Raw genomic sequence first — 12,934 nt, 5'->3', positions numbered from 1 at the left:
TCCGCGGCCATTCAGCTGATCGGATTGTGCACGGTGACGAGCTTGGTGCCATCGGGAAACGTGGCCTCCACCTGCACCTCGTGAATCATTTCCGCCACGCCATCCATGACCTGGTCCACGCGCAGGATCTCGCGGCCGTAACCCATCAACTCCGCGACACTTTTTCCGTCCCGCGCGCCCTCCATGATTTCCATAGTGATGAGCGCCACCGCCTCCGGGTAATTCAGCTTCAGCCCCCGCGCCAGCCGTCGCTCCGCCAGTACCGCGGCGGTAAAGATCAGCAGCTTGTCTTTTTCTCTCGGCAGTAATTCCATGCAAAAACCTGCAGTGAAAATTTTTAATTCAGGTGCGCCAGATGCGCGGCGCACAGGGCTCGCGCCCGAGCAGTTCCGGGCGCAGCTGCGCCCACAAGGCCGTCAGCAGCCGGCGCACGTCAAAGGCACAATGCCCCAGCACACGCGCAACGAACATGTCCGCCACCTGCGTGATCCCCGCGAGACAACGCTGCCCGTAGCCGGCAATGATTTCCCGGCAGCTCGTCATCAACTCCTCCGGCAAGGTTGCAGCAAACGGTCCCATCACCAGCAGGCCGTTAACCGGAAAATTCCTCAGCCCGGCACCCGCGTTCAGGACACTGTCGTCCGCACCACCGATCCGCAGGGATTCCACCAACAGCGGAACCCCCGCGCGAAAAATTTCCAGCCGCTGTGTCAACCGGCCGCTGGCAAACGGTTCATCACAGGCCGGCAACCCCAGCGATGTGATCTCCCACCCTGCAAATTTCCCACCGGGAGCGATATCCACTCGCGTGTGCATCGCGCCATTGGCTCCGGGATAGGCAATATTCTCCAGCGGCAACCACTCCAGGCTCGCCCCGGCCGCCACCTGCAAAACCGTATTCTGGCCCTGCAACAACCCGTCCGGACGCGCCCGGTAAACCCGCCCCGCCCCCGTCGTCGTCACCAGCGCCGCCGCGTTCTCACGCACTTCCACACGGATATCCAGCCGGTCCCCCGACACCAGTCCCCCGGGCGGATGCAACAGATACACATGGGCAAGGTCCCGGCCCTCCGGGAAAAACGGCTTCTGCACATACAGCGGCCCGCTGTGCCGGTTGCGCGCCAGCCGGCAACCGCGCGCGTCGCGCTCGAACCACAGTTCCAGATCCGCATACCAGCGACTGGCCTGCGTGCCCCGCGCTTCGGCAATGTTGGGAATATCGACAATGGCGAGTTGATTCATCTACAGACCAGCAGCTCAAACCCGCCGCCCGCATTGAAAGCCGGAGCCACAGGATGGATTCAGAGCCAATGGAAACAAGATTCCCCGGGGAGGGGTATGCGTCATTTGACGTAGATTGTGAAGGGAGCCCGTGCGCAGTGGACGGAGAGAATATGGGCAGGATGAACGAGGGAGTTTCATCCTGACAAACCAGGCCTGATTTTTTCTGGATTAGGTTGAAAGCAAAGATTGCTAACGAAGTAAATTACTTGAATTGAAGACAGAGTGCTGGGTATCTGTTTTCGAAAGCGTCGGCAACAGGGGCCGAAGGCGCCGCGATGGAGCGGCCGGGCCATGTTGCCGACGCAGCGTACAGGGATGTATTCACAGTGGTTTCGAAAACAGATACCCAGTGTTCTGGCGCCACCAAACCTGCTCAAAATACCAAAAACTACGAAGCGCTTTTCAAAAACGCCAGCATCCAGCGCGCCACCGCACTCGCATGAATATCGTTCTGCAGGGAATCCTTGCCCCTCTCCAGCATCTCGTCTCCGAACATCTCGCGGCGCAGCTCCATCAGGCTGTGGGAATAGGGCTTGGTGAATTCCGGATGCGCCTGCATGGTGAGCATGTGCTCACCCACCTGCAACATCGCATAGGGACAGAAATCACTGGACGCAATCACCTTCGTCCCCGGCGGCAGCGCCGTCACCTGATCCTGGTGGCTCACCAACAGATTAAACTGGCCCTGCGGCTCCACCATCCACACCGGCGTCTCCTGCACCTCATAACTGTGCACCCCAATGCCCCAACCCTTCTCCGACTTGCGCGCCTCACCACCCAGCGCGTGCGCAATCAACTGGTGGCCGAAACAGACCCCCAGTGTCGGCTTCTCGCGCCGGTGCAGCTCGCGCACGAACTCCATCAGCGGCGCAATCCACGGCTTATCGTCGTAAACACCCGTCTTGCTACCGGTAATGAGGTAAGCGTCCACCTCGTCGACATCCTGCGGGTAGTGCCCGTGCTGCACCTCATAGGTCACAAACTCCAGCGACGGCTCCTCACGCTGCAGCAGCGACGCAAACATCTCCGGATATTCGCCAAACTCCCCCACCAGCTGGGGGCGGACATCGTCGGTCTTCAGAACACCTATCTTCATTTTACTTACCCATTTCCAGAGACAACTGATAGCCAAACATGTGATCACATTATTGCGCCCATCCCCGTGACCCTCAAGCGGGTCCGGACTGACACCAGATAAAACGCGAAAACATCGCAGATTTAAAGGCCCGGCTAGAATCAAAGTGTTGCGCCTCACCCCCGGGGAGTTCAAGGAGCGGATTCATGAAAACAGCCAGCAAGGCGACCTCCGTCATCGCGGCCACACTGGCCACCATCCTCGGCGCCAGCCCCTGCCTGGCGGATTACGAACAGGGCGACTTTGTCCTGCGTGTCGGCTGGGGCTATGTGGACCCCGACGACGCATCCGACTGGCTCGCCATCGACGGCGTTGGCCAACTGCCCGACACCCGCGTGTACGTGGACACTGGTGACAGCGCCACCATTACCGCCACTTGGCTGTTCGCCGACCACTTCGGCCTCGGCCTGTTGGCGGCACTGCCATTCGAGCACGATCTGGAAGTGGGGGGACTGCCCGACCCACTCAACCCCGACGCCCGCCTCGGCCAGGTGGATCTCGGCAGCCTGGAGCATCTCCCCGCCACACTGACGGTGCAGTGGTTCCCGGTGTGTAAGGAATCCTGGGTACAGCCCTACGTGGGATTCGGAGTGAACTTTACCACCTTCAGCAACGAGGAAATCAGCAGCACCGCCGACGAGTACTTCGCGGACGCTCTCGACGCCTGGACGCCCGCGGATCTGAGACTGGACGATTCCTGGGGGCTCGCCGGCGAACTCGGCATAGACATACTGTTCGGCCGCGAAAGCAACTGGCTGTTCAATGCCGCGGTGTGGTATCTGGACATCGACAGCGACGCCAAGATTTATTTCCGCAGCGAACAGGGGTACGAAACACGGATCAGAACCGATGTAGACATAGACCCCTGGGTATATTCCGTCGGTCTCGGCTATAAGTTCTGACAGATTCCAGCGGAAGCACCGCGCCCGCCCCTCTGCCTCGCCGTTCCGCCGCACTCGACCGCTTACCCTGGCGCCGCTGAATCACATTCTCAACGCCACACGTCGCTTCCGCCGCCGCTGCACTGGCACTCAGACCTTTTTCAACCTAAGAATTGAAGCGATCATTGCTGAAAATTCACGAATTTCGAGAATAAACACCGGTTCTCCATCCACAAAAACTATCGCTGTCATATTTTGTGTATGATGGCGCGCAACTGACTATTTTTTGGCCTGCGGGCGACACTCAGGAGAAATAATGACAACTTCCGCTTCCCCCAGTGACGTACAGACCGCCGGCTCTGGCAAGAAAACCGCATTTACCCGCTTCCTCGATACCGTCGAGTGGCTCGGCAACCTGTTGCCCCACCCGATTACCCTGTTTGCGATGTTTGCCCTGGGCGTGGTGGTCCTGAGCGGCATAGCCTCCTATTTCGGTCTGTCTGTCGTCGACCCGCGCCCTGAAGGCGCCGCCGGTCGCTCCGCCGATGGGGTTATCCACGTGGTAAACCTGCTATCCGGTGAAGGGTTGCGCACCATCGTCACCTCACTCGTCACCAATTTCACCGGCTTTGCACCGCTGGGCACGGTGCTGGTGGCACTGCTCGGCGTGGGTATTGCCGAGCATTCGGGGCTGCTTTCGGCCGCGGTGCGCGGCATGGTGCTGCAGGCGTCCAAGCGCACGGTGACGGTGATCGTGGTGTTCGCGGGCATCATCTCCAATACCGCGTCCGAACTCGGCTATGTGGTGCTGATCCCGATGGCGGCGATGATCTTCCACTCCCTCGGCCGCCACCCACTGGCGGGCCTCGCCGCCGCCTTTGCCGGGGTGTCCGGAGGCTACAGCGCCAACCTGTTCCTCGGCACCGTAGACCCGCTGCTGTCCGGTATCACCGAGTCCGCCGCGCACATGGTCGATCCCAACTATGTGGTAGGCCCGGAGGTAAACTGGTTCTTCATGATCGCCAGCACCTTCCTGATCACCGCTGTCGGCAGCTGGGTGACGTTGGCGATCGTCGAACCCAAGCTGGGCAAGTACGACAACAGCGAGGCTTCGGTGGACCTGTCCCAGGACAAGATGACCGACCTGACCGACACCGAAAAGCGCGGCTTAAAATTTGCCGGCATTGCGGTACTGGGAGTATGCAGTTTGCTGGCACTCACCATCGTTCCGGAGTGGGGCGTGCTGCGCAATCAGGCCACGGGCGAAGTCGCCGGCTCACCATTCCTGAAAGGTATTGTGGCGCTGATCGTGGTGTTCTTTGCGATCCCGGGCTTTGTCTATGGCAAGGTGGTGGGCACCATAAACAACGACCGCGATGTGATCGACGCCATGTCGAAGAGTATGAGCACCATGGGCATGTACATTGTGCTGGTGTTCTTTGCGGCGCAGTTCGTGGCCTTCTTCTCCATGACCAACCTGGGCACTATTTTCGCGGTGCTGGGTGCGGAAGCGCTGCAGAGCATCGGCCTCACCGGTCCGCTGCTGTTCTTCTTCTTTATCCTGATGTGCGGTGTGGTGAACCTGAGCCTGGGCAGCGCGTCTGCGCAGTGGGCGGTGACTGCGCCGATCTTTGTACCGATGCTGATGCTGGTAGGCTACGCCCCTGAAGTGATCCAGGCGGCCTACCGGATTGGGGATTCGGTGACCAATATCATCACGCCGATGATGAGCTATTTCGGCCTGATCGTGTCCTTTGCCACCCGTTATAAGAAAGATCTCGGCATCGGGACGCTGATTGCGACGATGATTCCGTACTCCATATTCTTCTTTGTGGGTTGGACGGCGCTGTTTTTCCTGTGGGTGTTTGTGGCGGGGCTTCCGGTTGGGCCTGGGGCTGCTACTTACTTCTCCATGTAATTCGGGTTTTATGGGTTTTCGGTGGTTTTGACTGACCTCCGGTGGCGGGAAAGCACTGGGTAACCCTTTTTGAAACCGCCATAGATACGTCCCTGTAGGCTGCGTCGGAAACATCCCTGTTTCCGACGCTTTCAAAAAGGGTTACCCAGCACTTTCCCTTCAATTCACAGAACTGCACTTCGTTAGCTTTTGCTTCCCAGGCTTTTTCTCTCAACTCCCGCTCTTTGCCTCTCCTCACTCTTTGCTTACGAAGCACTTTGCACTGAATCGAAGGCAGAGATCCGGGTATGGGTTTTCAAAAGCGTCGGAAACAGGGATGTTTCCGACGCAGCCTACAGGGATGTATTCATGGCGGTTTTGAAAACCCATACCCGGAGCTCTGCCGCCACCACCCCAGCCTAGAACCCCGAAAGACCAAAACAGGGCACAGAGCTTTATTTTCACTACGCGACCTGTAAAATCGGCCAGACCAAAAAAATAAACGGCCTGACAGTTACCTGACAGCGATGACGGAGTACCCATGAAAATAAACAAACTTCACACAGCCCTGCTGGCGCTGATGCTCGGCTCCAGCGCGACCCAAGCACAAAACCCCCTGAATTTCGGCAGCGATATCAAAACCGCCGACCCCTCCGGCCACGTGTGGCAGGACGGCAAAATGTATCTCTACACCTCCCACGACGAGGAATGCCAGGAAGACTTCTGGATGAAGAACTGGCACGTGTTCTCGTCCAAAGACCTGGTCAACTGGCAAGACCACGGCGCGGTGCTGTCCGTCGACGACCTCAGCTGGGCCGACAACTACGCCTGGGCGCCGGACGCCGCCTACAAAAACGGCAAATACTATCTCGTGTTCCCCGCCGGCACCGGCCACAAAGACCGCGTAAACCCGGAGAAGAGCACCAAATGGATGGGCATCGGTATCGCCGAGAGCGACTCCCCCACCGGTCCCTTCAAAGACGTCATCGGCGGCCCCCTGTGGCGCAAGCCCTACGCCAATGACCCGGCGCTGTTCATGGACGACGACGGCAAGGCCTACCTGTATTTCCACGGCACCAAATTCGATTACTACGTGGTCGAGATGGCCGATGACATGCGCAGCATCAAGGGCGATTTCCACAAAATGGACATGGGCGGTTACGAGCCAAAAATGGAAGGCCCCTGGGTATTCAAGCGCGGGGACAAGTACTACTTCACCATGCCGGAAAATAACCGCGCCCTCGCCTACTACATGTCCGATTCTCCCAAGGGTCCCTGGGAATACAAAGGGATTTTCATGGACGAAGAGCACAACGCAAACAACCACCACTCCATCGTCGAGTACAAAGGCCAGTGGATTCTGTTCTACCACCGCTGGCTGGAATCCGACCCCTCCAGCTGCGAAAAACGCCAGCGCCACTCCGCGGCGGAGTACCTGTACTTCAATGATGATGGCACCATCCAGAAAGTCGAGCGCACCGAGAAAGGCGTCTCCGATTTCCCTGAGCGGGTAAAGGCCGTCAACGCGCGTAAGGATTGATTCCCGCGGCAGTGCATGGTTTCCTGTGAGCCGGCCATGCACTGCAACCAAGGAATTCCGCGTGAAAAAAACCTTACTCTCACTCGCTCTTGCGCTCGCCGCCACTCAGGCTCAGGCCGCCGATGTGGAAAAACAACTGGCACAGACCGAAAACAAGGTCATCGAGTGGCGCCGTCACCTGCACCAGAACCCGGAACTGGGCAATCGCGAATTCGAAACCGCCAAATACGTAGCCGCACACCTCAAATCCCTCGGTATGGAGGTGGAGACAGGCATCGCCCACACCGGCGTGGTCGGTTTTCTGAAAGGCGGTAAGCCCGGCCCCACTGTGGCACTGCGCGCGGATATGGACGCGCTGCCGGTGACCGAGCAGGTGGACATCCCCTTCGCCTCCAAGGCCAAAACCAAATACAACGGCGAGGAAGTGGGCGTGATGCACGCCTGCGGCCACGATACCCATGTCGCCATGCTGATGGGGGCGGCACAGGTACTGGCAGGCATGCGCGATGAACTCGCCGGCAATGTGCTGTTTATTTTCCAGCCCGCTGAAGAAGGTGCACCGGACGGTGAGGAAGGTGGTGCGGAGCTGATGCTGAAGGAAGGGCTGTTCAAGAAATACAAACCGGCCGTGGCCTTTGGCCAGCATGTGACCTCGAGCCTGCCCGCGGGGATGATCGGCTACCGCTCCGGCCCGCTAATGGCGAGCTCCGATGAATTCCGCATCAACGTAAAGGGGCGCCAGACCCACGGCTCACGCCCTTGGGGCGGTGTCGACCCGATCACCGCAGCGGCGCAGATCATCATGGGCACCCAGACCATTGTCAGCCGCCAGATCGACATCACCAAGGAACCCGCCGTGGTTTCCTTCGGCAAAATCGACGGCGGTGTGCGCAATAATATCATCCCCGACAGCGTGTTCCTGAACGGCACTATCCGCAATTTCGACATGGACAACCGCCAGGAAATTTTCAAACGCCTTAAAGTGACGGCGGAAAACCTTGCCAAAAGCAGCGGTGCAGAAGCCGAAGTGGAAATCATCGAAGGCTACCCGGTGACCGCCAATGACCCCACGCTCACCCAGGCCGCGATTCCCGCGCTGCAATCAGCGGCCGGTAAAGACAAGGTCATAGTGGTACCGAAAGTGACCGGCGCCGAAGATTTTTCCTTCTTCGCCAATGAGATTCCCGGTTTTTATTACTTTCTCGGCGTCACTCCCAAGGGCACCGACCCGGCCACAGCGGCCAGCAACCACTCGCCGCGTTTTTATGTGGATGAAAGCGCGCTGAAAGTAGGTACTGAAGCGATTACCCAGCTGACGCTGGATTATTTTGCCAGCCAGGCGAAACCCTAGCGACAAACAGGTAGACACAAAAAAGGCGATCAGTGATCGCCTTTTTTGTTGCTATCGACTCACGCCGTTTCCGGACGGCGCTGCGGACGGCGTCGGCGGTTCTGCTGTGAGCGGTTCTCGCCCTGGCCATCGCTGTTGCGATTGCGGCTCTGTCCGCCGCCATTGCCACCAGCACCATTGCCACCGGAACCATTACCGCCGCGACGATTGCCTCCGCGGTTTTCACCAGCGCGCCCCTCGCCACCGCCATTTCCACTGCGATTGCCGGAGCGGTTGGCAGACGGACGGCCGCTGCCAGCAGAATTTCCATTGCCCGCAGATTGCGGACGCGGGTTGCCACCGCGGCGCACCTGGTTGCCTTTGCCGACTTTGCCACCGCCTTTTCCATCCGAAAGCGGCAGTTGGTGGTCCGGTTCAAAGCCTTCAATTTCCTCGCGCTCAATCGGTCTCTGGATCAGGCGCTCGATATCCCGCAACTGCTTGATCTCGTCTGCCGAGACCAGCGAAACCGCCTGACCGCTGGCACCGGCGCGGCCAGTGCGGCCGATGCGGTGCACGTAATCCTCCGGCACGTTCGGCAGGTCGAAATTGACCACCTGCGGCAGCTGGTCGATGTCGATACCGCGGGCGGCGATATCCGTTGCCACCAGAATCTGTACCTTGCCACTTTTGAAATCCGCCAGGGCTTTGGTGCGCGCATTCTGGCTCTTGTTGCCGTGAATGGCTGCAGCGGTGATACGGTCTTTTTCCAGTTGCTGTGCCAGGCGGTTGGCACCGTGCTTGGTGCGGCTGAACACCAGCGCCTGGTGCCAGTTGTTTTCGCGGATCAGGTGGCTCAACAGCGCCGTCTTGCGCGCCTTGTCCACCGGGTGCAGCTTCTGCTGTACCGTCTTGGTGGTGCTGTTGCGCGGGCTCACATCGATTTCCACCGGATCGTTGACCAGGCCCTTGGCGAGGGCGCGGATTTCCGGGGAGAAGGTCGCGGAGAACAACAGGTTCTGGCGTTTGGCCGGCAGCACCCGCAGGATTTTTTTGATGTCGTGGATAAAGCCCATGTCCAGCATGCGGTCGGCTTCGTCCAACACCAGCGCTTCCAGAGCGTCGAATTTGATCGCGCGCTGGTTGTAGAGATCCAGCAGGCGGCCCGGGGTCGCCACGAGAATGTCCGCACCGCCGCGCAGGCGCATCATTTGCGGATTGATCTTCACGCCGCCAAATACGCAGCTGTGGCGCAGCGGCAGGTACTTGGAGTAGCTCTGCACGTTGTCGAACACCTGCGCCGCCAGTTCGCGGGTGGGCGTGAGTACCAGAGCGCGCACCTGATTGTTGCGCGCGCGCTCGCCGGCGCACAGACGGTGCAGCAGCGGCAGGGTGAAGCCGGCGGTCTTGCCGGTACCGGTCTGGGCCGCGGCCATCACATCGCCCCCACGCATGACCACGGGGATGGCCTGCGCCTGGATCGGGGTGGGTTGGGTATAGCCCTGCTCCGCTACGGCGCGGGCGATTTCCGGCACAAGGCCGAGATCTTCAAACAGCATAAAGTTTCTTCTTACAGATGACCGGGGCCGGGCGCTGAATCAGCACAGGCTGCCGGATAAAAATTCGGAAAACTCGCCAGGTAGAAGCAGAAAACTCCGGTGTTCCACGGGTGAGCTCAAGTTGCCGCCAAAGGCTGTGGTCGAAGATTTCAATTCGACCGGGTGCGGCATTCAGTAGAAAGGGTTCGGACACACCGCTGGGTGCAGTGTTTCAGAAAGGAGCCAGAAAACATTCCAGCCTACAGATGACGCAACTGGCGCTAGTGCCAGCCGCGGCACTATACCACAGTGCCGCAGACTGCCCAGTTTTAACTTCAGTAAGGCCCCGGTACCGCTATTGCAGCGCAGACATCGAAACCGCCAAACCCCGCCCGACCAGGCGTAAACTCGTTGACATTCTCGCCCCGCGCGCGTTTTCTGGAGTATCCGCGGCAATGCATTTGCGCTTTGTGGGCTATAAACACAAGATCTAATAATAATTTCCGGAGCCTCCCATGGAATCGAGCCCCCTGATTTCTATCGGCCTGCCGATCTCCCTGTTCATCATCATGATCGGTATCGGCATGACTCTGACTGCGCGGGACTTTCACCAGGTCACGGTCAAACCCGCGGGCCTGATCCTCGGTACAGTCACCCAGATACTGCTGATGCCTGCGGCGGCGTTTGCCCTGGCGTGGGCATTGCGACTGCCGCCGGCAATGGCGGTGGGACTTGTGGTGATTGCCGCCTGCCCCGGCGGCACCACGTCCAACCTGTTCACCCTGCTAGCCCGTGGCAATGTGGCGCTCTCTATAGTGCTCACGATTTCCGCCAGCCTGATTACCATCATGACCCTGCCGATATTTGCGAACTATGCCCTGGAGCTGAATTACGGCACCCAGCAGGCCATTGAGCTGCCGTTTGGGAAAACCGTGCTGATGCTGTCACTGATTGTGCTGCTGCCGGTCGCCATCGGCATGCTGGTAAAGCGGTCGAGCCCCGCCCTCGCGGCGCGCGCGGAAGGTCTGGTAAGTGTCTTCGGTGGCTTGGTGCTGGCGGCGCTGGTAATCGGTATTGTATACGGGATGCGCGATCGCTTTCTTGATCTGATGATCCAGGCGGGCCCGGCCACCATTGCGTTGAACCTGCTCGGTATTGCGCTCGGATTTTTCAGCGCAAGAATGATAGGGCTGGGCAAACGCGAGGGCATCGCCATCGCCACTGAACTGGGCATCAAGAATGGCACCCTGGGGTTGATGGTGACACTGACGCTGCTGCAGTCCGGCGATATGTCCATTCCCTCCGCCATTTACGGCGTAATCATGTTTCCTATCGGCTTTCTGCTGGTAGCCTTCGCGCGCAGGTGGGCAGAAGGCGAGAAGCCGGAACCAGAACTCGTAGCCGAGCGCACAAACACAGTCCCGGAATAAACATGGCACGCCCGAACGCTGGCACCCACTGACGTTGCGCAATAAAGTGTGTCTCACCTGTTTTCCGATAAGGCATACCCATGTTCCAATCTCTGAAGATCCGCTTCCCGGTGCTGCTGTTCGGCCTGCTCTTCCTATCCGCCTGCACCGCGGAAATCTCCCAGAAGAATTCCGCGCTCTCGATCCAGCGCGATATCCCCTGGACCCAAGCCGGCGACCGGCAATTGACCGCCGATATCATTACACCAAAGGACGCCGATAAACCCCTGCCGGTTGTCGTGATCTATCACGGTGGCGGCTGGTTGATTAACGACAACCGCATCATGGATTCCACCGCCCAATATCTCGCAAGCCACGGACAATTCGTGGTGGCCAACATGAACTACCGGTTGCTCGGCGACAATGGCAACACCACCACGATGGATGACATCGTCGAGGACGCACTGGGCGGTTTGTTGTGGGTGAAAGAAAACATTGCACGCTACGGCGGTGATCCTGCACGCGTGGCCGTCACTGGCGACAGCGCCGGCGGGCATCTGAGCGCGATGGTATTACTGGCCGCGCGCAATCTCAGCAGCGAGGACTTCTCGCCTGCGAACCTCGCCTTTAAGCCGAGTTACATCCCCAGCGGAAAAACCCCGGAGCAGATTGCGGCGGAAGACGGCCTGCGGGTGCAGGCGGCGGTACTGAGCTACGGCGCCTTCGATATTTTCAATGCTGCCCAGAATGGTTTTGAAAGCCCGCAGAATATTTTCTGGAAAATGGGGAATACGCAGGCACGGGGGCTGTTCGGCAAAAATTACAGCGTGGAGAAGCAGCCGGAACTCTACCGGGCGGTATCCCCCATCCATCAGATTCCCGCAGCCGCGGACTACCGTTTACCACCGGTATTTGCACACGTCGGCAGCAAAGACGCCACCACCCCGCCCGCGGCGGTCGAGGATTTTGTCGAGCGCTTGCGCGCCGCAGGCCAACCGGCCGAATTCAGACTCTATCCGGGGAAAAACCACGCGTTTCTGGACAACGGCTGCAACGAGTATCTCGGCACCTGCTTTGACCGGGATGCGCCGGACACCTTGGACGACATGATCAGCTTCCTGCACCGTTCATTCGACGGAACAGACTGATTGCGCAACAACCGATTACGCGTGTTCCGGCGCGCGTAACGCCTTGCTGTAGAAACCCGAAGTATCAAAGCAGCACACCCGCTTTTTACCTTCGGCCAGCATATTGCAGGCATCGTTGATCCGCTTCACGCGGGTCTTCGCCTGCTTGGCGGAGACGATCCAGTGTATCCAGTCCACCCGCGCGATCGTGGTGGTCGCCTCCCAGGAACTGCGCGCTTCAGGATTGGCAGCCAGCGCCTGTTGCAGATCCCCAGGCACCTCAGGCTCCGGCTCCTTCTCCACCGGCCGGATTTCAAGCGTAACCGAATCACCAGCAGCAACGCCCGCAGCCTGCTGCAGTTCCTTGCCGACCTTTAACCAGTGACTCAATTTACCATCTGGCTCCAGTGTTACCTGAAATGCATGGCCATTGAGCAGGCCCTCCACCGTCGTTCGGCCGCGACGCGGAAGTGTATCACTCACATCCTTTGGCAAAACGACAAACAACCATGATGAACTCTCGCCGGGGCTTACCGGCTGCAACAGCTCCGCCTGAAACCTGCACTCAGTTTCCATCAACCTCTCTCCCTGTCCCGTCATTAAATAACAAAGCCCTTTGAAGCAGGCTCCTTTTTTGTGGATTTTAGGAAAACATTATAGAAGAAGCGACCTACACCCACCTAATTTCGGTCGTTTTTACCAAAAGCCTATAAGCCATTTTATAGGAAAAGCTTATAAAAATTTTCAGATTGGTCCTTTGGGAGGTGATTCAGGGCGCGTATATCAGACCAAG

Annotated in this window: 11 protein-coding genes; 6 read left to right on the top strand and 5 right to left on the bottom strand. The window is 58.8% G+C overall.

The window, feature by feature from the left end; all coding sequences use genetic code 11:
• Nucleotides 1–11: 11 nt before the first annotated feature.
• The 3 genes from ureA to GNX18_RS17015 form a co-directional block, all read right to left on the bottom strand.
• Entirely contained in the window at nucleotides 12–314 is a 303-nt protein-coding gene (ureA, locus tag GNX18_RS17025) for an urease subunit gamma (protein WP_138235622.1), read from the bottom strand.
• A gap of 28 nt (nucleotides 315–342) precedes the next feature.
• Nucleotides 343–1,242, bottom strand: a complete 900-nt coding sequence (locus tag GNX18_RS17020; RefSeq protein WP_166219643.1) for an urease accessory protein UreD — start codon at nucleotides 1,240–1,242, stop codon at nucleotides 343–345.
• A 430-nt stretch (nucleotides 1,243–1,672) separates the two neighbouring features.
• Nucleotides 1,673–2,380: a gamma-glutamyl-gamma-aminobutyrate hydrolase family protein gene (locus GNX18_RS17015; RefSeq protein ID WP_138235624.1), complete on the bottom strand. Its 708-nt coding sequence runs from the start codon at nucleotides 2,378–2,380 to the stop codon at nucleotides 1,673–1,675.
• A gap of 185 nt (nucleotides 2,381–2,565) precedes the next feature.
• Here GNX18_RS17015 and GNX18_RS17010 point away from each other — a divergent pair, with 185 nt between their 5' ends.
• From GNX18_RS17010 to GNX18_RS16995, 4 genes are all read left to right on the top strand, one after another.
• Nucleotides 2,566–3,321 (top strand): OmpW family protein, encoded by a 756-nt coding sequence (locus tag GNX18_RS17010; protein WP_166219641.1) that lies wholly within the window; start codon nucleotides 2,566–2,568, stop codon nucleotides 3,319–3,321.
• A gap of 295 nt (nucleotides 3,322–3,616) precedes the next feature.
• Nucleotides 3,617–5,218 (top strand): AbgT family transporter, encoded by a 1,602-nt coding sequence (locus GNX18_RS17005; RefSeq protein WP_138235626.1) that lies wholly within the window; start codon nucleotides 3,617–3,619, stop codon nucleotides 5,216–5,218.
• Between the two features lie 520 nt (nucleotides 5,219–5,738).
• Nucleotides 5,739–6,737: a family 43 glycosylhydrolase gene (locus tag GNX18_RS17000; protein ID WP_166219639.1), complete on the top strand. Its 999-nt coding sequence runs from the start codon at nucleotides 5,739–5,741 to the stop codon at nucleotides 6,735–6,737.
• A 61-nt stretch (nucleotides 6,738–6,798) separates the two neighbouring features.
• Entirely contained in the window at nucleotides 6,799–8,088 is a 1,290-nt protein-coding gene (locus tag GNX18_RS16995) for a M20 family metallopeptidase (RefSeq protein WP_166219637.1), read from the top strand.
• Nucleotides 8,089–8,147: 59 nt separating this feature from the next.
• Here the strand turns inward: GNX18_RS16995 and GNX18_RS16990 are convergent, their stop codons facing one another.
• Nucleotides 8,148–9,626: a DEAD/DEAH box helicase gene (locus GNX18_RS16990; RefSeq protein ID WP_166219635.1), complete on the bottom strand. Its 1,479-nt coding sequence runs from the start codon at nucleotides 9,624–9,626 to the stop codon at nucleotides 8,148–8,150.
• Nucleotides 9,627–10,120: 494 nt separating this feature from the next.
• Between GNX18_RS16990 and GNX18_RS16985 the strand changes: the two genes are divergently transcribed.
• Together GNX18_RS16985 and GNX18_RS16980 are read left to right on the top strand one after the other, a co-directional pair.
• On the top strand, nucleotides 10,121–11,035 hold the full coding sequence (locus GNX18_RS16985; RefSeq protein ID WP_166219633.1) for a bile acid:sodium symporter family protein: 915 nt from the start codon (nucleotides 10,121–10,123) through the stop codon (nucleotides 11,033–11,035).
• A gap of 80 nt (nucleotides 11,036–11,115) precedes the next feature.
• Entirely contained in the window at nucleotides 11,116–12,162 is a 1,047-nt protein-coding gene (locus tag GNX18_RS16980; protein ID WP_166219631.1) for an alpha/beta hydrolase, read from the top strand.
• Between the two features lie 15 nt (nucleotides 12,163–12,177).
• Here GNX18_RS16980 and GNX18_RS16975 read toward each other — a convergent pair whose 3' ends face one another.
• Entirely contained in the window at nucleotides 12,178–12,717 is a 540-nt protein-coding gene (locus GNX18_RS16975; protein ID WP_138235632.1) for a YdeI/OmpD-associated family protein, read from the bottom strand.
• Between the last annotated feature and the right edge of the window lie 217 nt (nucleotides 12,718–12,934).

Origin of the sequence: Microbulbifer sp. SH-1 (assembly GCF_011326135.1) — a bacterium.
Classification (GTDB): Bacteria; Pseudomonadota; Gammaproteobacteria; order Pseudomonadales; family Cellvibrionaceae; genus Microbulbifer; species Microbulbifer harenosus.
Note: the sequence above shows the minus strand (reverse complement) of the source record. Positions and strands in the feature narration are given on the sequence as shown.

Coding starts and splice junctions, on each gene's coding strand:
- ureA (WP_138235622.1), bottom strand. CDS start 314: ATGGAATTACTGCCGAGAGAAAAAGACAAGCTGCTGATCTTTACCGCC.
- GNX18_RS17020 (WP_166219643.1), bottom strand. CDS start 1,242: ATGAATCAACTCGCCATTGTCGATATTCCCAACATTGCCGAAGCGCGG.
- GNX18_RS17015 (WP_138235624.1), bottom strand. CDS start 2,380: ATGAAGATAGGTGTTCTGAAGACCGACGATGTCCGCCCCCAGCTGGTG.
- GNX18_RS17010 (WP_166219641.1), top strand. CDS start 2,566: ATGAAAACAGCCAGCAAGGCGACCTCCGTCATCGCGGCCACACTGGCC.
- GNX18_RS17005 (WP_138235626.1), top strand. CDS start 3,617: ATGACAACTTCCGCTTCCCCCAGTGACGTACAGACCGCCGGCTCTGGC.
- GNX18_RS17000 (WP_166219639.1), top strand. CDS start 5,739: ATGAAAATAAACAAACTTCACACAGCCCTGCTGGCGCTGATGCTCGGC.
- GNX18_RS16990 (WP_166219635.1), bottom strand. CDS start 9,626: ATGCTGTTTGAAGATCTCGGCCTTGTGCCGGAAATCGCCCGCGCCGTA.
- GNX18_RS16985 (WP_166219633.1), top strand. CDS start 10,121: ATGGAATCGAGCCCCCTGATTTCTATCGGCCTGCCGATCTCCCTGTTC.
- GNX18_RS16980 (WP_166219631.1), top strand. CDS start 11,116: ATGTTCCAATCTCTGAAGATCCGCTTCCCGGTGCTGCTGTTCGGCCTG.
- GNX18_RS16975 (WP_138235632.1), bottom strand. CDS start 12,717: ATGGAAACTGAGTGCAGGTTTCAGGCGGAGCTGTTGCAGCCGGTAAGC.